This is a genomic window from Neorhizobium sp. JUb45, assembly GCF_004343585.1.
In the GTDB taxonomy this organism is placed as follows: Bacteria; Pseudomonadota; Alphaproteobacteria; order Rhizobiales; family Rhizobiaceae; genus Neorhizobium.
Map to the genome: position 1 here is coordinate 147,398 of NZ_SLYW01000008.1, position 18,460 is coordinate 165,857.

Annotated in this window: 12 protein-coding genes; 9 read left to right on the forward strand and 3 right to left on the reverse strand. The window is 59.9% G+C overall.

Going from position 1 to position 18,460, the window contains the following annotated elements:
- The first annotated feature begins 21 nt into the window (after positions 1-21).
- From bcsA to EDF70_RS24070, 7 genes are all read left to right on the forward strand, one after another.
- Complete coding sequence (gene bcsA / locus EDF70_RS24040; RefSeq protein WP_245519317.1) at positions 22-2,223, forward strand: UDP-forming cellulose synthase catalytic subunit; 2,202 nt, start codon at positions 22-24, stop codon at positions 2,221-2,223.
- Positions 2,223-4,685 carry a cellulose biosynthesis cyclic di-GMP-binding regulatory protein BcsB gene (locus tag EDF70_RS24045; protein ID WP_132278747.1) on the forward strand — a complete coding sequence of 821 codons (2,463 nt, stop codon included), beginning with the start codon at positions 2,223-2,225 and terminating at the stop codon, positions 4,683-4,685. The genes bcsA and EDF70_RS24045 overlap by 1 nt, the downstream gene beginning before the upstream one ends.
- A complete protein-coding gene (locus EDF70_RS24050) occupies positions 4,682-5,746 on the forward strand; it encodes a glycosyl hydrolase family 8 (RefSeq protein ID WP_132278750.1) in 1,065 nt (354 codons plus the stop codon). Before EDF70_RS24045 ends, EDF70_RS24050 begins: the two co-directional genes overlap by 4 nt.
- Entirely contained in the window at positions 5,743-8,067 is a 2,325-nt protein-coding gene (locus EDF70_RS24055) for a cellulose synthase (RefSeq protein ID WP_132278753.1), read from the forward strand. The genes EDF70_RS24050 and EDF70_RS24055 overlap by 4 nt, the downstream gene beginning before the upstream one ends.
- 148 nt (positions 8,068-8,215) lie before the next feature.
- Positions 8,216-10,117: a molecular chaperone HtpG gene (gene htpG / locus EDF70_RS24060; protein WP_132278756.1), complete on the forward strand. Its 1,902-nt coding sequence runs from the start codon at positions 8,216-8,218 to the stop codon at positions 10,115-10,117.
- A gap of 177 nt (positions 10,118-10,294) precedes the next feature.
- The gene (locus EDF70_RS24065) at positions 10,295-13,018 is read left to right on the forward strand and encodes an ABC transporter transmembrane domain-containing protein (RefSeq protein ID WP_132278759.1); all 2,724 of its coding nucleotides are present in this window, start codon (positions 10,295-10,297) and stop codon (positions 13,016-13,018) included.
- A 39-nt stretch (positions 13,019-13,057) separates the two neighbouring features.
- Positions 13,058-13,519, forward strand: coding sequence for a Crp/Fnr family transcriptional regulator (locus EDF70_RS24070; protein ID WP_132278762.1), 462 nt, complete (start codon positions 13,058-13,060; stop codon positions 13,517-13,519).
- A gap of 2 nt (positions 13,520-13,521) precedes the next feature.
- On the opposite strand, the gene EDF70_RS24075 is transcribed toward EDF70_RS24070, so the two are convergent.
- Both EDF70_RS24075 and EDF70_RS24080 read right to left on the reverse strand, forming a co-directional pair.
- Positions 13,522-14,004 (reverse strand): class I SAM-dependent methyltransferase, encoded by a 483-nt coding sequence (locus EDF70_RS24075; RefSeq protein ID WP_132278765.1) that lies wholly within the window; start codon positions 14,002-14,004, stop codon positions 13,522-13,524.
- Positions 14,005-14,013: 9 nt separating this feature from the next.
- Positions 14,014-15,351, reverse strand: a complete 1,338-nt coding sequence (locus EDF70_RS24080; RefSeq protein ID WP_132278768.1) for a nucleotide sugar dehydrogenase — start codon at positions 15,349-15,351, stop codon at positions 14,014-14,016.
- Positions 15,352-15,510: 159 nt separating this feature from the next.
- Between EDF70_RS24080 and EDF70_RS24085 the strand changes: the two genes are divergently transcribed.
- Both EDF70_RS24085 and EDF70_RS24090 read left to right on the forward strand, forming a co-directional pair.
- On the forward strand, positions 15,511-16,599 hold the full coding sequence (locus tag EDF70_RS24085) for a glycosyltransferase family 4 protein (protein WP_132278771.1): 1,089 nt from the start codon (positions 15,511-15,513) through the stop codon (positions 16,597-16,599).
- Positions 16,596-17,345, forward strand: coding sequence for a polysaccharide deacetylase family protein (locus tag EDF70_RS24090; RefSeq protein ID WP_132278774.1), 750 nt, complete (start codon positions 16,596-16,598; stop codon positions 17,343-17,345). Before EDF70_RS24085 ends, EDF70_RS24090 begins: the two co-directional genes overlap by 4 nt.
- On the opposite strand, the gene EDF70_RS24095 is transcribed toward EDF70_RS24090, so the two are convergent.
- Positions 17,313-18,284, reverse strand: a complete 972-nt coding sequence (locus EDF70_RS24095) for a glycosyltransferase (protein ID WP_165932115.1) — start codon at positions 18,282-18,284, stop codon at positions 17,313-17,315. The two genes, EDF70_RS24090 and EDF70_RS24095, sit on opposite strands and share 33 nt — an antisense overlap.
- Between the last annotated feature and the right edge of the window lie 176 nt (positions 18,285-18,460).

Consider the following 18,460-nt stretch of genomic DNA (forward strand, 5'->3'; position numbering starts at 1 on the left):
ACCGGCGCGGGGAGTTCTGAAATGCCCATTCACAAGATCCGCAGCGTCATCGTCTGGATCATTGTCGTTACTGCCGTCATTGCTCTCATCACGCTGCCGGTCAATCTCCAGACACAGCTCATTGCCAGCATCTGCGCGCTCGCCGTGATGGCGATCATCAAGATCCTCAAGGGTGAGGGGACCTGGCGTCTGATCGCGCTGGCTTTCGGCACGGCCATCGTGCTGCGTTATGTCTACTGGCGCACGACCAGCACGTTGCCGCCGATCAACCAGCTGGAAAACTTCATTCCCGGTTTCCTGCTGTATCTCGCTGAAATGTACAACGTGATGATGCTGGGCCTCAGCCTCTTCGTCGTCGCGACACCGCTGCCGCCGCGCCCCTCGCGTGCGGGCAAGCTCGAACATTTTCCGCATGTCGATGTCTTCGTGCCCTCGTATAACGAGGATGCAACCCTGCTGGCCAACACGTTGGCAGCTGCCAGCAGCATGGATTACCCGGCCGACAAGCTGCATATCTGGCTGCTGGATGATGGCGGCACGCTGCAGAAGCGCAATTCTCCGAAACTTCTGGAGGCGCAGGAGGCGATGGCCCGCCACAAGGAGCTGAAACAGCTCTGCGAGGATTTGGGTGTCCATTATCTCACGCGTGATCGCAACGAACACGCCAAGGCCGGCAATCTCAACAATGGCATGCAGCATTCCAGCGGCGAGTTGATTGCGGTCTTTGACGCCGACCATGCGCCGGCACGCGATTTCCTCAAGGAAACGGTAGGCTATTTCGAGGAGCAGGAAAAACTCTTCCTCGTGCAGACGCCGCATTTCTTCATCAACCCGGATCCGCTGGAGCGCAATCTTCGCACCTTCGACAAGATGCCAAGCGAGAACGAGATGTTCTACGGCATCATCCAGCGTGGTCTCGACAAGTGGAACGCGGCTTTCTTCTGCGGTTCTGCGGCGGTTCTCAGCCGCAAGGCGCTGGAAACCACCAATGGCTTCAGCGGCATCAGCATCACCGAGGATTGCGAGACGGCGCTTGAGCTGCACAGCACCGGTTGGCACAGCATCTATGTCGACAAACCGCTGATCGCCGGTCTGCAGCCCGCGACGTTTGCAAGCTTTATCGGCCAGCGCTCGCGCTGGGCGCAGGGCATGATGCAGATCCTGCGTTTCCGTTTCCCGCCGTTGAAGCGTGGCCTCTCGGTTGCGCAGCGCTTCTGCTACATGTCGTCAACGCTGTTCTGGATGTTTCCATTTCCGCGCACGGTTTTTCTGTTCGCGCCGCTCTTTTATCTGTTCTTCGATCTGGAAATCTTCACGGCATCAGGTGGCGAGTTCCTAGCCTATACCCTCGCCTACATGTTCGTGAACCTGATGATGCAGAACTATCTCTACGGATCGTTCCGCTGGCCATGGATTTCCGAACTCTACGAATATGTGCAGACGGTGCACCTTCTGCCGGCCGTCGTGTCGGTGATGCTCAATCCGCGCAAGCCCACTTTCAAGGTCACGGCCAAGGATGAATCGATCGCCACCAGCAGGCTGTCGGAAATCAGCCGCCCCTTCTTCGTCATCTTCGCAGTGCAGGTCATTGCGCTGCTGATCACCATCTACAAGATCTATGCCGAGCCCTATAAGGCCGATGTGACGCTGGTGGTCGGTGGCTGGAATATCATCAACCTGCTGATGGCGGGCTGCGCACTCGGCGTCGTGTCGGAACGCGGCGAGCCGGCGGCATCCCGACGCGTGCGCATCAACCGCCGCTGCGAATTCCGCGTCCACGATGAATGGCATGCTGCCTCCATCGAAGACGTTTCGGTCCATGGCGCACGGGTGAACGTGTTCAACCGCCGCGCTGCCGGCATGGTCAAGGGCGCCGTCGGCGAGATCCGTTTCCAGCCGCATAGCGGCGGCGAGATGGTGACCTTGTCGGTCGCCGTGCGCAATGCCGAATCGGCCGGCGACATCACTACTGTCGGCTGCCAGTATGTGCCGAAATCGGCACAGGATCACCGCATGATCGCCGACCTCATCTTCGCCAATTCCTCGCAATGGTCGCAGTTCCAGGAATCCCGGCGCTACAATCCGGGCATCATCCGTGGCACGATCTGGTTCATCGGTCTGGCGCTCTACCAGACCAGCCGCGGATTGGTGTATTTCTTCCGCAGTGCCCGCCCCGTTCAGGAAGAAAGCGGCGCGAAGGATGCAGCAGGAGCGAAAAACTGATGCGCCGGACCTGCCTTGCTGCCACGCTTTCCATCCTGACCGCGACCTGCGCTTTCGCGCAGTCCGCAGGTTTCGACATGTCGGGCGAACGGCCGGCTGGCGCTGCACCGCCACCGGCTCGCGCCAATTCCGCACCTAGCCAGCAGACCAGTCCTTCGTCCGATCCGGCCGCACCGGTGATGCCGCAGCAGGCTCCGGCCACCGCGCCGCAAATGCCGGCCCAGGCGGCTCCGCCCAGTGCCGCGCCACCGGCTGTGCAGCAGGGTCAGAAAACGCCGCCGAGCCGCGTCGCCACCTCTGGACAGGTTGCGTCGCAGGGGTTTCGCCGCAACATCATTCCTGCCGCATCCATGGTTCTGGAAGGCGAGCATGATAAGCATTCCTGGTCGGTCTATGTCACGCCCGAGCAGGCCGGCAGCCCGGCACGTTTCAATCTGGGTTATCAGAACGCCGTCGTTGTGGCGCCGGAAGCATCGCAGATCTCCGTTCTCGTCAACGATCGCCTCATTGGCCAGCAGCGGGTGACCGCCTCCGAAACGCCCGGACAGGTGTCGTTTGCCGTGCCGCCGGGGCTCTTGCAGCAGGGCGTCAATGTCGTCACCCTGCGCGCCGACCAGCGCCACCGTACCGATTGCTCCATCGCCTCGACCTATGAGCTATGGTCGAATATCGATCCGGCCAGCACCTATCTGGCTTTTAACGGCGCCTTGGCGACGCGCCTGTCGAGCATCGACGCGCTGCGCGCCATCGGGGTCGACGAGACGGGTGCGACGACATTCAACATGGTTGTCCCCTCGCTCGATCAGCCGGGCACATTGAAGCCCATCCTGCGACTTACCCAGGGTCTTTCCGTTCTCAGCGGTATGCCCAGCCAGAAATTCGATTTCCAGACGGATCGCATTACAGCTTCTGCCTCCGGCAAGCTGACGGTGCTGGTGGGGACCGCGGCCGAGTTGCAGCCGCTTTTCCCCGATCTGCCGTCCTCGGCCACCAGTGCGCCGATTGCCACATTCGTGGATGACCGGCGTACAGGGCAGCCGGTGCTGGTCATCAGCGGCCCGAACTGGCAATCCATCGCTTCTGCCGTCGATTCGGTTGTTTCGCCGGTCGATCGACCGCTCAGCGCCCAGCGCAGTGTGCTGTCGACCCAACGCTGGTCGGCGCCCGATGCGCCCATGCTATTTTCCGATGCCACCCTCAGCTTCGCACAACTGGGTATGGAGACGCTGGAATTTTCCGGCCGCCGCGTTCGTTCCGGTTTCAAGATCGGTGTTCCGGCCGATTTTTATGCGCAGGGTTATGGCGAAGCTACCATTCTGCTCGACGCGGCATACTCGCAAGCGGTGCTGCCGGGCAGTCAGATCAATGTCTATGTCAACGGCAATATCGCTTCCACCGTGCCGATCACCACCTCGGGTGGCGGCATTCTGCGGCATCTGCCGATCCGTGTGACGATGCGGCATTTCAAGCCGGGCGTGAACACGGTGGAGATGGAAACGGTGCTGCGCACGCAGGAAGACGAGGTTTGCGCACCCGGCGCTTCGGCCTCCACCACGCCGCGGTTTGCCATGTTCGATACGTCCGAATTCCAGATGCCGGATTTCGCCCGCATCGGTCAGCGGCCTGATCTGTCGAGCATGGTCGGGACCGGATATCCCTATAACCGCGGTGACGATGCGACACCGCTGTTCATGGACAGAATCGATCGCGATACGCTTTCAGCCACCGCAACATTGCTGTCACGCATGGCGCTGATGGCGGGGCGGCCGCTGGCAATCGATCCCATCGCTTCCGCCAATGCCGCCGGAGACCGCGATGCGATCTTTATCGGCTCCGTCACGCAAATGCCGGTAACCGTCCTGTCGCAGGCCAATATCGCGACCACCAGTCAGGCGGCATGGCGGCCGACGGCAGGAGCCACGGCCGAAAACGTCAATACCGGCGAAGTGTTCGACCAATGGCGCGACCGCGTCAGTGGCGGCAATTGGAACGGACAGATTTCGGCCTTGCAGGAATGGCTGCAGCGCAATTTCGATATATCGCTCAAATCGTTCCGGTTGTTTCCCGGCAATGAAGAGCCCTTTGCGCCGTCCAACGCCGCGACCTTCATGGTTGCCCAGGGGCTAAGCCCCTCGGGTACCGGCAGTTGGACCGTGGTGACGGCACCTTCCTCCGCCGACCTCGCCGATGGTGCACGCGTGATGTCCTCGCAGGAATTCTGGCCGCAAATCACAGGTCGTATCACGACCTATTCGTCGCGGACGGGACGGATCGACAATGTTGCGGCCGAAGGTTTTTCGTTCGTTGCGCCGACGGATAACTCCATCTGGAATTACCGCCTGATCGCTGCCAACTGGCTGTCCACCAACGTGCTCTATTTCGCGGCACTGTTTGCGGCCATGACATTCCTGATCGGCATCACCACGGCAGGCCTGCTCTCCAATATCGGGAGGCGAAAATGAGCTTTGATCGCCCACGTCTTGCCTGTGCTGCTTTTTTTCTGGCGATTGCGATGTCGCTTACGGGAGGCAGTGTGAGCATGGCGCAGGCGGCGGGCGTACCGGCAGCGGAATGGGATGCCTACAAGGCAAAATTCCTCGATGGCAGCGGGCGCATCATCGACAACGGCAATGGCAATATCAGCCATAGCGAGGGACAGGGCTACGGCCTGATCCTTGCCTATCTCGCCAATAATCCCGCCGATTTCGAACAGATCTGGTCCTTCACACGCACCGAATTGCTGTTGCGCGATGATGGTCTGGCTGTGTGGAAATGGGACCCGCAGGCAAAGCCGCATGTGATCGATACCAACAACGCTTCCGATGGCGATCTTCTGATCGCCTATGGTCTGGCGCTCGGTGGCGCCGCGTGGAACAGGGCCGATTATACCGTGGCCGCCAAGCGTATCGCCCGCACGCTTCTGAAAAGCGCCGTTGTCGACAATGCCGGCCGCACCGTGATCTTGCCGGGGCTTGAAGGTTTCGGGCGGGATGACCGTGAGGATGGCCCGGTCATCAATCCATCCTACTGGGTTTATGAAGCCTTGCCGATCATGAACATGCTGGCGCCTTCCGATCGCTGGCAGAAACTCGGCGATGACGGGCAGACGCTGTTGAAGGCCATGCGGTTCGGTCCGCGCCGTTTGCCGGCAGACTGGGTCAGTATCGCGCGCCAGCCGAAACCGGCCGACGGCTTTGCGCCGGAATACGGCTATAACGCCATCCGAATTCCCCTCTACCTTGCGCGTGCAGGCATCACGGATCGGGCTTTGCTGACCTGGCTTGCTGAAGCGACAACGGCATCACCCGGTGCCACGGGGACGTTCGATGTCACGACGGGGCAGGTGAAAGACACGCTTTCCGATCCCGGCTATCGTTTGGTTAACCATCTTGTCGCCTGTGTGGTAGACGGTAAAAAGCTGCCGGATGATGTTCGTCGATTCGAACCCGTCCTCTATTATCCGTCCACGCTCCAGTTGCTGGGCCTGGCCTTCATCGCAGAGAAGCACCCGGAATGCCTATGAGAAAGGTTCTTGCGACAGCAGTGGCAGTCATCGCCGTGGCGGCAGCCGTCTACGGCCTGAACGACCCGAATGCGCTGCGCGACCGTTTCGCCTCTCTCGAGAGCGGGCAGGAACAGCCTGCGCCAAAACTCATGGTCATGGGTCGTGTGCGCGGCCCGGACGGTCTGCCGGTCGGTGCGCCGGGTATAGATTTCCATTCCGGTCCCACCGGTTCGACTGTCGAAGCACCGTTGCAGCTGTCTCAGGCAGATACCGTTGCACCTCCGGTACAGGCACCTGCGACATCTTCTAATACCGCGCAGGCGCAAGACAGCCGCCCCCAAGTCGATGAAAGCGCACTTCGCTATTTCGCGGCGAGAAACGATCAGGCTCGCCTTCAGGCAGAAATTTCCCGCCTTCGGACACTTTATCCCGACTGGATGCCGCCCAGCGATCCACTGGCGGTGCCGCAGAATGGTGATCCGCAGATCGAGGGCATGTGGCGGCTTTATGCCGACGGGCGTTTTGCAGAATTGCGCAAGGCGATCGCCGATCGCCGGACGGCTGAAGCCGCCTGGCAGCCGCCGGCCGATCTGCTCGAGCGGCTGGAAGTCGCCGAGGCGCGTGCGCGTCTCGTCAATGCATCTGATCTCAAGCAATATCAGACGGTCGTCGAAATCGCGGCTCAGACATCGGCGCTCCTGACATGCAGTGAAGTCGATGTTCTCTGGCGCGTCGCCGAGGCCTTTGCGCAGACAGATCGGGCAGGACGCGCGAGAGATGCCTATAATTATGTCCTGAAAAACTGCACCGTGCCGCCGGAACGGTTGGCAACGGTGCAGAAGGCATCGGCCGTGCTTGATTATGCAGGCATGCAGGATCTGCTGTCATCGGAGCATCGCAACGAAGACGGCTCAGGCGAGTTCGACAGCCTGCGCGACGATCTCTCCCGGCGTTTTGTCGCCGAGGCAAATGAAGATCCGAAAATGCGGATTGCCGACGCCTATGTGACGCGCGTCGAAAAGCTTGCGGCCGATGGCACACTTGCATCCGACGCGCTGCTTGCCGGCTGGTATCGCCTGCGACGCGAAGATACCGGTGCTGCCGAAAAATGGTTCCGCATGGCCCGCGAACGTGAGGATTCCGCCTCGGCCTCGCAAGGACTGGCGCTTTGCCTGATTGCAAAAAAGTCTCCGCAGGAAGCTGAGGATGTGATGTATCGCTGGCGCGACGATTCCACCGACGCCAAGAACACCTATATGGCCGCGACGGCCAATCTGCTCGCCATCATGCCGCCTCCGGTTCTGGCCGAGCCGGTGCTGCAGCGTATTGCCGCCGAGGTTATCGATGCCAAGGACGCCGCCTCCGCACAGCAGTTCGGCTGGTATGCCCGCAACTTCAATCAGCCGCAGACAGCGGCTCGCTGGTTCGAGACGGCGCTGTCGTGGAAGCCGGATGACGAACCCTCCGCGTATGGGCTCGTTCTGTCGCGCAACCAGCTCAACGACCGCGCCGGCGTCGCCGCCGTGCAGCGTCAGTGGCAGGGCCGTTCCGTGCGCATCGCCAATCTCGGTGAAACCACGCAGGAAACGCTGGCCGCCCAGCAAATTGCGCAGCAGGGCGCTCAGGTGCCAGTTCAGCAATATATGACGCAACAGCCATACCCGACACAGCAATATGCGGTTCAGCCGGCTCAACAGCCCGTCGCTTCAAGACCGGTGCCGGTCCTGCCCACCAATGCGCCTGCGCCGTTCGCGCAGAACTATGCGGCTCCACCGAGAACGGCCGCCGCCGTCAATGTATCTTCGCGCGGTGCAAGGCCGCAGCGCGGTTGTGCGACCACCATCGATCCCGAAGGTCTGGCGCCGGGCGCAGCCGTCACGCGCGGCTGGTGCCTGATGGAGCTTAACCGCCCGATGGAGGCCGCCGATGCCTTCGGTGTCGCCCTGAAACGCGGCTCCGGGCAGGTGCGTGAGGATGCGGCTTACGGCCAATCGCTTGCCTATCTACGCGTCGGCTTGACCGACAATGCCGCAGTGGCCGCAACCCAGGCGCCGCTTGCCCGCAAACGTGCATCCGAACTGCAGGTGGCGATTCTTTCGAACCGCGCCACCGCAGCGTTCGATGCAGCCCGTTACCGCGATGCCTTGCTGTTTCTCGATCAGCGTGCCCAGCTGGAAACCGAACGCGTCGACCTGATGGTGATGCGCGGTTATGCCTATCTCAACATGCAGCGTTACGCCGATGCCATGACGGTTTTCGAAGCGGCTGCGCAGACCGGCAACCGTGCCGCCCTGCGCGGACTGGCCGATACCCGCGCCGCCCGCAACAACGATTACTGAGGCATCGTCCAGGGTGATGGCGCGCATTTGCGATTGCGCGCTTTCCCTCTCTGGTTTTGTGTTTTCCGACTTCCTATCTTGCTGGTAACCGATTGACGCCGACCGCATCGACGGACGGCGAGACATACCGTTGGAGACGAGAGGAAACATGACCGAGACCGCTGCAGAAAAGACTGTCGAAAACCACGCCTTCGAGGCAGATGTCGCCCGCCTCCTGCATATGATGGTCCATTCGGTCTATTCCGACCGCAATGTCTTCCTGCGCGAACTGATTTCCAACGCCGCCGATGCCTGCGAAAAGCTGCGTTACGAGGCGATCACCGATTCGTCCCTTGCTGCGGGAGACGGCGAAGGCCGCATCACGCTGACGCTCGATGAAGACGGCAAGCGCCTCATCGTCGAGGATAACGGTATCGGCATGAGCCGCGCGGAAATGATCGAGGCGCTCGGCACGATCGCCCGCTCCGGCACACGTGCTTTCATGGAGCGCATCGAGGCGGCGAAAGCTGAAAAGAGCGAGCAGGGGGCGCAACTGATCGGCCAGTTCGGTGTCGGTTTCTATTCCTGCTTCATGGTGGCCGACAAGGTTGACGTGGTGTCCCGCCGAGCAGGCGGTAACGAGGCCTGGCGCTGGTCGTCCGACGGCAAGGGAAGTTATGCCATCGATGCGGTCGATCTTGCCGATGCGCCCGCGCGCGGCACGTCCATCACCCTGCATCTGATGGAGGATGCCAGCACCTATACCTCGCGCTGGACCATCGAAAAGATCGTCAAGGATCAGTCCGGCCATGTGCCGGTGCCGGTCCTGCTGGTTGAAAAGCCCGGTGCTGAGCCGTTGCGCGTCACCGATGGCAGCGCTCTGTGGACGCGCTCCAAAAACGAGATTTCTGCGGAAGAGTACACGGATTTCTACCGCAGCCTTTCCGGCCAGTATGACGAGCCTGCGCTCAACGTGCATTTTCGCGCCGAGGGCCGCCATGAATATACGACGCTTGCCTTCGTTCCCGGCTCGCAGCCTTTCGATATGTTCGATCCAGACCGCAAGGGCCGGATGAAGCTTTACGTCAAGCGCGTCTTCATCACGGACGATGCCGATCTCGTGCCGCGTTACTTGCGTTTCGTGCGCGGTCTGGTCGATACGTCCGATCTGCCGCTCAACATGTCGCGCGAGATGATCCAGGAAAGCCCGATCCTCTCGGCAATCCGCAAGGGCGTCACCAGCCGCGTGCTGACCGCCATCGAAAAGCTGGCCGAAAACGACGCGGAGGCTTTCGCAAAACTCTGGGAAAATTTTGGGCCGGTTCTGAAAGAGGGTATTTACGAGGATTTCGAGCGCCGCTCGCAGCTTCTGGGCCTTTCGCGGTTTCGTTCGACGTCCAGCAGCGAAGGCTACCGTTCACTTGCCGATTACGTCCGCGATGCCAAGGAAGGGCAGCAGTCGATCTACTACCTCACCGGCGGCAATCTCGAGCAGCTGAAGAATTCCCCGCAGATCGAAGGTTTTCGCGCCCGCGGTGTCGAGGTCCTGTTGCTCACCGATTCGATCGACAGTTTCTGGGTGATGAACGCACCGGAATTCGAAGGAAAATCGTTCAAGTCGGTCACCCAGGGAGCAGCGGATCTGTCGCAGTTCGCAAAGCCCGAGGGTGAGGAGGCCGCGAAAAAGCCGGAGACCACGGCTGTCCTCGATGATCTGATTGCCTTTGCCAAGCTGCGTCTGGCCGATGCCGTTTCCGATGTGCGTGTTTCGGACCGGTTGACCGAAAGCGCCGTATGCCTTGTCGCATCCGAAGGCGGTTATGACCGTCAGCTGGAAAAGATCCTGCAGGGTGCGGGTCGCATCGAAGGTTCAAGCAAACCTGTCTTGGAACTCAACGCCGATCACGGACTTGTGCGGGCCATCGCCGCCAAGTCCGATGATCAGGCGCTGCGCGACGACGCTGTACTGCTGTTGCTCGATCAGGCCCGTATTCTCGATGGTGACAAGCCGGAAGAGCCGCGCGCCTTTGCCGAAAGGCTCCAGCGCATTTTCGAACGCGCCTTGAAGTAGGGGATGAAGGTCACGGCTGGTGCGGCCTTGCCACACGACAAGGTCGCGAAAGGATGATAAAACCTGATGGCTGCAATGCGCGAGGCGATTTGCAGCCATAGATTCGGATGTTTATAGACAGCGCCTGACACATGTAGAGACATGGACGTGCACCTGCCGTCCCTTTGACGGCATCCCATGGAAAAAAGTCTTCTCCGTTACATCTGGAGACATACTCGACGGCAGCAGCTGTTCATTCTGGCCATCGTGGCGGCGTCCATGGTGCCGTACTTCCTTGCCTTCGATTTGCCCAAACAGATCATCAACGGCCCCATCCAGGGCGGCGGCTTCGAAAGCGAAGGCGCGACGCAAGCCTATATGGATTTCACCGTCACGCTGCCGTGGCTCGGAAACGTCTTTCAGTTCGACGGTATTCCGCTTGATCGTCTGGAAACGCTTGGCGCGTTGTCCGGTGTCTTCCTGCTCCTGGTCATCATCAATGGCCTCTTCAAATATTACATCAACACCTACAAGGGCCGGCTCGGCGAGCGTCTTCTGCGCCGCATCCGTTTTCAACTGGTCGATCGAATTCTTCGTTTCCCGCCGAGTTACCTGAAAAAGGTGCATGCGGCGGAAGTGTCGAGCATGGTCAAGGACGAGGTGGAACCCTTCGGTGGCTTTACCGGTGATGCCTTCGTGCAGCCTGCCATGCTGGGTGGGCAGGCAATTGCGGCCCTGTTCTTCATCATGGTGCAGAATTTCTGGCTGGGCATGATCGCGGCCACCATGGTGGCGATCCAGGTCGGCATCATACCGAAAATGCGGCACCGGCTGATCGAACTCGGCCGGCAGCGCCAGGTCACGGCACGCCATTTCGCCGGCAAGGTCAGCGAAATCGTCGAGGGCATCGGCACGATCCATGCCTTCGATACCTCGAACTACGAGCGCGCCGACGTTTCTCATCGCCTCGGCCATATCTACAAGATCCGCTACGACCTCTATCAGTGGAAATTTCTCGTCAAGTTCGTGAACAATTTCCTGTCGCAGCTGACCCCCTTTCTGTTTTATTCGATCGGCGGGTACCTGACGCTACGCGGCAATCTTGACGTCGGCCAGCTGATTGCCGTGATCAATGCCTACAAGGATCTGCCCGGCCCGCTGAAGGAACTGATCGACTGGGATCAGGCGCGCCAGGATGTGCAGGTCAAATACGAGCAGGTGTTGGAGGAATTCGACTCGCCGATGATGATCCCGCCTGCCATTCATGCGCTGGCGGCGAAATCCGAAGACAAGTCGCTTACGCCGCTTGCCGCCGTCAATGTCACGATCGAAGACCAGAGCGGCGCGAGAGTGGCGGAAGGTGTCTCGGTCAAATTCGAGCGCGGCGAGACGGTTGCCATCATCGACAATGCCGGCAGTGGCGCTGAAGCGCTTGCCGAAGCGTTTGGCCGTGTCGTCTGGCCGATCTCCGGCAAGATCACGCTTCAGGAAACGGATTTGCTCGAATTGCCGGAATCGGTATCCGGCCGGGCCATTTCCTATTCCGGTGCCGACAGCTATTTTTTCCACGGTACGTTGAAGGACAATCTTCTCTACGGCCTGAAACACGCCCCCACATCGACCGTCACCTATAGCGGTCGTGACGCCACGCAGCGTCGCTGGGAGATGCACGAGGCCCGTATGGCGGGCAATGCCGATTTCGATGTTCATGCAGAATGGCTAGACCGCAGCACCACTTCCGTTCGTCACGGCCAGAAAGATGACCTGAAGAATTCGCTGCTGGCGGCGCTGGATGCCGTCCAGCTGACCTCCGACATCATGGATCTGGCCCTTCACTCCAGCTTCGATCCGGAAATTCATACCGAACTTGCGGCCCGTATCGTCGACATGCGGCACGCGTTGCGCTCGACCTTGGCTGCCAAGGGGCTTTCGCATCTGGTCGTGTTCTTCGAACCCGATCGCTACAATATCGAGGCAAGTGTCGGCGAAAACCTGCTGTTCGGCACCATGCGCCAAGGTGTCGGCGGCGAAAACTCGCTGCTCGACAGTGACTTTTTCTACGACGTGCTGCGTTCTGCGGCCCTGCTGGAACCGCTGTTCGATATGGGCACGGCAATCGCCGAAAACCTTGTCGACATTTTTGGCAGCCTGCCGGAAGACCATCCTTTCTTCCAGCAGATGATCACCTTGAGCGCCGATGAAATCGACGTCTATGAACAGTTGTTGCAACGCTTCAAGGATCGGCCTGAGGGTGTCCGGCCGAACCGCGACGAATTGCGGGCGATGCTGCGCCTGAGTTTCAACTATGTGGAACTACGCTATCGTTTCGGCCTTTTGACACCGGAGCTTTCGGAAAGGATCGTCAAGGCGCGCGACCTGCTGCACGACAAGCTGCCTGCGCATCTCTCCGGCCTTATTGAACGCTACGATCCGCATCGCTATATCGCGCTGGCGAGCCTGCGTGAAAACATCCTGTTCGGCAAGCTCAGCCACCGTATCGCCGATGCCGGTGAGCAGATCCGGGCGGTCGCCTCCGGTGTCATGCATGAGAAGGATCTTTACGCCAGCTTCCTTGGCGTGGGCCTGGAATTCGACATCGGTGCAGGCGGCAGGCGCTTGACGCTGGTGCAGCGGCAGAAGCTGAATGTGGCACGTTCGCTGATCCGCAGATCGGATTTTTATATCTTTAACAGGGCTCTACCTGGCCTCGATCGACGCGTACAAAACGAGATCGTTAAAAACGTAGTAGATTTTCTAAAGGAACAGGATCATGATCCTGCGATTATATGGGTGTTGTCCAACACGTCTCTCGCTCGTTTGTTCAAGAGGGTCGTGGTGTTCGACAGAGGCTCGATCGCAGATGATGGAACATTCGAGACTCTTGAGCAGGAAAGTGGTATATTCAAAACGCTGGTAGCCTAGGAGAGGGCTATCAAGCACAGCTGAGCGGTGGTGACGACTATGTTACTGAGGGAAGAAGTACAGCTTTTGCGCCGGATACCTTACTTTGCGAAGGTGGATCCGTGCCGTCTTAAGCTACTGGCTTTCGCATCCAGCAGGGTCAGCTACGATGCCAACCAGGAGCTCTTTCATCAGGGCGACGCTGGCGATTGCGCCTACGTTCTTCTGAGTGGCAGCGCGGATATTCTCATGGAAGCCCCTGATGGCGAAGTGAAGATCGGCGAAGTCAAGGGTGACTGCATCGTGGGCGAAGTCTGCCTGCTCTGTGATGGTGTCCGCACCGCGACCGTTCGCAGCACCACTCCAGTCGAGGCACTCAAGATCTGCAAGGACGCCTTCTCCAAGGTCCTGATCGATCCGGGTGTGACACGCGAAGTCACTCGCGCATTTGCTGAGCAGCTGCATCGCACGACCAGTGAACTCGATCGTACCCGTGCTGGTCAGCGTCAGCTGGTCAACTGACCTCAGACTGTTTTGCGGTAATAGAAATAACGGCCTTCTTCCACGTTGGGCAGGCGGGGCAGTTCTTCCAGTTGTGGATGTGACAGCGGAAGGCCGCTGACGGCAATTCCTCCCTCCGTCAGCATGCCAGCCACCATGTCCGGCAGCCATTGCAGTGTGATGGCGTCCTTTTCCGGATAACCGGTGCCGATGTCGGAATGCACCAATGCTGCACCTTTGCCGACAAACCCCTGTCCGGTCTCGCGGATTTCCCCCTCGATAAAATCTTCCGGTTCCGGTGCCAGCGTTTTGTGCGCGGCAAATTGCCGGTCGAACACAACGATGCGACGGTCGCCGAAATTCTCACGCAGATGGCTGTAGGTGCGACCATTGCCGAGGCCGACTTCAAGAACGGCGCCATCCGGAAGCGAAAGGGCATCGCGGATGTGATTGAGGATATCGCGCTGTGCCGTCATGCGGTTGATAAAACTGTCGAGCCGGCTCATGGAAGATCCTTATGCTTTGACGATGTGATCGGCGCTGATGTTGCGGCGAGCAAAGACATTACGTGTGTCGATGACGAGCGATGACCAGTCGGCAAGCGCCTGATAATCGACATCGTCGTGATCGGTGGCGACCAGCACGGCATCATAGCTGCGGATATCCGCTTCGCTCCAGCCGATCGACCGGCGTCCGCGCAGATGTCCGTATTCGCGGGTCTGCGGAATTTCTGGGACAAAGGGATCGCAATAATCAAAATCGCCGCCGCGCTCGAGAATGATCTCCATCAGCTTCAGCGACGGGCTTTCGCGAATATCCGGCACATTTTTCTTGTAGGCGAGGCCGAGGATGAGAATTTTCGAGCGGCTGAGCGCCTTGCCGGCCTTGATGTCAAGCGCTTCGGCAAGACGGGTGATCACATGGCGCGGCATGGCCGTGTTGATCTCGCCGGCCAGTTCGATGAATCGCGTTGGCTGATCGTATTCGCGTGATTTCCAGGTCAGGTAGAACGGGTCGATCGGGATGCAGTGGCCGCCAAGGCCGGGGCCGGGGTAGAATGGCATGTAACCGAACGGTTTTGTCTTGGCCGCATCGATCACGTCCCAGACATCGATGCCCATGGCCTCGTAGACGACCTTCAATTCATTGACGAGGGCGATATTGACGGCGCGAAAAATGTTCTCCGTCAGTTTTACGGCTTCGGCTGTTGCGGTCGATGCCACCGGCACCACCGTCTTCACCACCGAGCCGTAAAAGGCCTGCATCATCTCGGTCGCGGCTTCGCCGTCGCCGGCGACGATTTTCGGAATGGTCGAGGTTTCGAATTCACGGTTGCCGGGATCTTCGCGTTCCGGCGAATAACCGATGAAGAAATCCTCGCCCGAGCGCAGGCCGGATTTTTCGAGGATCGGCTTCATCACCTCGTCGGTCGTGCCGGGATAGGTGGTCGATTCCAGCACGATCAACTGGCCGGGACGAAGCGTCTCGGCGATCTTTTCGCAGGTTTTTTCCACGTAGGAGAGATCGGGGTCGCGGTGATGCGTCAAAGGCGTCGGAACGCAGATTGCAATCACGTCGCAATCGCGCAGCTGGGCAAAATCGGTGGTTGCGGAAAAACGGCCGGCTGCCGTTTCTCCCGCCAGAATATGGTCCGGCACTGCCTCGATGTAACTCTTGCCCGCCTCGATCGCCACCATCTTGGTCGGGTCGATGTCAAAGCCGGTAACGCAGTAGCCGGCGCGCGCCATGGTCATTGCCAGGGGCAGGCCAACGTAACCAAGTCCGATGACACCGGCGCGGGCGGATTTGGATTGAATGGCGGCGAGGAGGGTAGAAGATGGAGTGCTGGTCACGGGGAAGGAACCTGAATTTCGATGTCCCTCAGTTGAGTGCAGCGGGCCGAACTGTCAAGGGACGGCGGTGGCGCAACTTGGCCGCAGGTCTCGTGCCTCACGCCGGTTCACGGTGATGAGGCTTGCATCAGGCTCGGCTCGGCGTTTATGCCTTTCTCCATGAAAATCGCCTTCCATGCGCCATTGAAGTCGCCCAACCATCCGGTTCCCTCTGGTGACCGCCTGATGGCGCGGCTGCTGATTGCAGCCTTGCGCAAGAGTGGTCACGAAGTCGAGATCGCCTCGGAATTTCGCTCGTTTTCTGCAGATCCCGCGGCACTTCCTCGCCTGCAGAAGGAGGCCGGCCTGGAAATCGACCGAATCGATGCAGCCTGGCGAGAGGTTGGCCGGCCTGATCTGTGGTTCTGCTATCATCCTTATTACAAGTCGCCTGACCTCATCGGTCCTGCTCTGTGCAAGGCGCATGGTGTTGCCTATGCAACAGCCGAAGCCTCCTATTCCGAGCGCCGCAATGGTCAGGGCTGGCGTGATCATCAGGCCCTGCTGGGCGCGGCATTGCGCCTTGCCGCCGTCAATATCGGTTTCACCCGGCGTGATCTCGACGGCATCAGCCAATCGGTGACGGACGCCCGGCTCGAACATCTGCCCCCCTTCATCGACACGGCTGCTTTTTCCAGTCTGCTGCCGTCTCCAGAGCCGTTTCGGCTTGTCACGGTGGCGATGATGCGCGCAGGCGACAAGCTCAACAGCTACACCGCATTGGCCGCTGCACTGAAAAATCTTGCCGATCTTCCGTGGACGTTGTCGATCGTCGGCGATGGCCCCGCGCGCAGTGAAGTGGAAGCATTGTTTGCCGGATTCCGATCTGATCGCATCGTCTGGCACGGCCAGCTGGCTACGGACGAAATTGCCGGCGTGCTTGCCGCAGGTGCGCTCTATCTCTGGCCCGGTCATGGCGAGGCTTACGGTCTTGCCTATCTGGAAGCGCAGGCAGCCGGATTGCCGGTCGTGGCCGAACGTATTGCCGGCGTGCCGGAAGTCGTTATCCATGGCCGCACAGGGATTTTGACTGCACCCGGTGACGTCGCTGCCTATTCCGCCGCGATCCGGCACTTGCTGCTCGATAACGTTGACCGGAACACGATGGCCAAAGCCGCCAGGCACTTCGTACTGGACGAACGCTCGCTCAACGGGGCGTCCAGCCGGCTCGACACCATTCTGAAAACCCATCTGGAACATTTGCGATGACCGAACGACTGCTGATCGAGGCGCTGGACAGATTGGCCGCGAATGGCAAGCATGTCGACCTGTGGCTGCGCGATGACGATTGCATCGAACCCAGCGATGCGCTCGACGCTTTTCTCGGCGCTGCGGCACGCCATCAGATCCCGAGCACACTCGCCGTCATTCCTGCCCATACCGGTGAGGCGCTGGCGAAACGGCTGGAACGTGAGCCGGATGTTCTGGTCACGATGCATGGCTGGTCGCATGAAAACCATGCGCCGCAAGGCGTCAAGAAGCGCGAACTCGGTCTAGATCGGCCGATTGATGTCGTCGAGAAACAGCTTCAGCAAGGTCTGGAAATGCTCACCGCCCTGCATGGGCGTCGTTTTTTCCCCATGCTGGTGCCGCCATGGAATCGTATCGATCCGGCTGTCGTCGCATTACTTCCGGCACTGGGGTACTGCGCGCTTTCCACCTTCGGGCCGGAAAAAGCGGCGGCCGTTCCGATGCTCAACACCCATGTCGATGTCATCGACTGGCATGGCACCCGCGGCGGTCGCGATGCGGCCGTCCTCTTTGCAGAAACGGCAGCGATCTGCCGGCCGGGGGCGGCCATTGGCGTGCTCACCCATCACCTCGTTCATGATGGTGCGGTTGCCGATTTTCTTGAGCGCCTGTTCAGCCTGACAACCGGCCATCCAGGCTGCCGGTGGCGGTCTGCGGCAGATATCCTTGCCTCACCAGCTTTTCCAGCCGATCAGAAAACCTGAATCAGAACCTTCCGCCTTTCGCGCGGTATCCAGCACGTCGGCTACCGGCGCTTGCTGTGCAAGATTTGCGGCCACGAACCGCGTATCCGGCACAGTCACCGCCGCCATACGTGCGAGAAGCGTAAAGATCACCGGTCCTGTTGCCCACCAGGCGGGTGCGCCCGGCAGTTCCGCCATCACGCCCGGCAGCGCATCAACGAGAATGTCAAACAGCGGATGCTGCGGCGGTGCTGCAATGAACGAATTGGTGAGAAGAAGGCTTTCGCCGCCGAGGTTGCGTGGCGTCTGTTCCGCCAGTGCCGACAGGCCGACCAATGGTATGAAGGCATCGAAACCGACATCCATGCGGGCCGGGTACCAGTCGCAGTCGAGATAGATGCCGCCTTCACGCGCCAAAATCAGGTAACGGGCCACATCGACGGCGCCTGGAAAATCGCCGGCATCGAGAAAAGCCCGGAAGACCGCATTGTCATGGACGCCAATGGAACGGATATCCTCTTCCTGCCACAGGCGATGATCATAACCCGTGGCTTCTGCATGCCGCTGCCATGCCTCCACGCTGGCGGTAACCGGTTTCGAACCGATCCAGACCTGGTGGATCACGCGCGGAACAGGTGCGGCATTGAGCGCCGCCATGCTGCGCCGAGCTGTATCATCCACGCGAAAATGCCGGGTTATGCGCTCGGGGTCGGGCACGAGATTGTATTGCAATCCGATACGCGCAACCGCGTCACCCTCGGCCTTGGCGAGCTTGAGAAAGGACGCATGCAATTTGCGCGGCATGCCCAGCAACGTCATGGGACCCAAACTGTCGATCGATTGCGACGTGAGGCCGGTGCGAAGCTCTTCGAGCAGCGCGCGCGCTTCTGCCAGACGGTGATCGGCGATCAGGTTTCTGGCCGCTTGCAGAGTTGCCTTCTCGCCGCCTCTGATACCCATGTGATAACGCTCCCGCCGCTCCTGATTGCCCTTTGCGGCTACGACGTTTTCCGCCTTTCGGTCAAACGCTTTCGTCTTTTGGAACCATCTTGCGTTTTGCGATTTCTGTCACATGGACAGAGGGAGGCGGCGTGCTATACGCTGCGTCAGAATTGTCCAGAAATTGGCCTGCTTTG

Bases quoted from the DNA above. Each gene is read 5' to 3' on its own strand.
- htpG (WP_132278756.1), top strand. From the start codon at position 8,216: ATGACCGAGACCGCTGCAGAAAAGACTGTCGAAAACCACGCCTTCGAG.
- EDF70_RS24050 (WP_132278750.1), top strand. From the start codon at position 4,682: ATGAGCTTTGATCGCCCACGTCTTGCCTGTGCTGCTTTTTTTCTGGCG.
- EDF70_RS24095 (WP_165932115.1), bottom strand. From the start codon at position 18,284: ATGGGTATCAGAGGCGGCGAGAAGGCAACTCTGCAAGCGGCCAGAAAC.
- EDF70_RS24075 (WP_132278765.1), bottom strand. From the start codon at position 14,004: ATGAGCCGGCTCGACAGTTTTATCAACCGCATGACGGCACAGCGCGAT.
- bcsA (WP_245519317.1), top strand. From the start codon at position 22: ATGCCCATTCACAAGATCCGCAGCGTCATCGTCTGGATCATTGTCGTT.
- EDF70_RS24085 (WP_132278771.1), top strand. From the start codon at position 15,511: ATGAAAATCGCCTTCCATGCGCCATTGAAGTCGCCCAACCATCCGGTT.
- EDF70_RS24045 (WP_132278747.1), top strand. From the start codon at position 2,223: ATGCGCCGGACCTGCCTTGCTGCCACGCTTTCCATCCTGACCGCGACC.
- EDF70_RS24090 (WP_132278774.1), top strand. From the start codon at position 16,596: ATGACCGAACGACTGCTGATCGAGGCGCTGGACAGATTGGCCGCGAAT.
- EDF70_RS24070 (WP_132278762.1), top strand. From the start codon at position 13,058: ATGTTACTGAGGGAAGAAGTACAGCTTTTGCGCCGGATACCTTACTTT.
- EDF70_RS24055 (WP_132278753.1), top strand. From the start codon at position 5,743: ATGAGAAAGGTTCTTGCGACAGCAGTGGCAGTCATCGCCGTGGCGGCA.
- EDF70_RS24065 (WP_132278759.1), top strand. From the start codon at position 10,295: ATGGAAAAAAGTCTTCTCCGTTACATCTGGAGACATACTCGACGGCAG.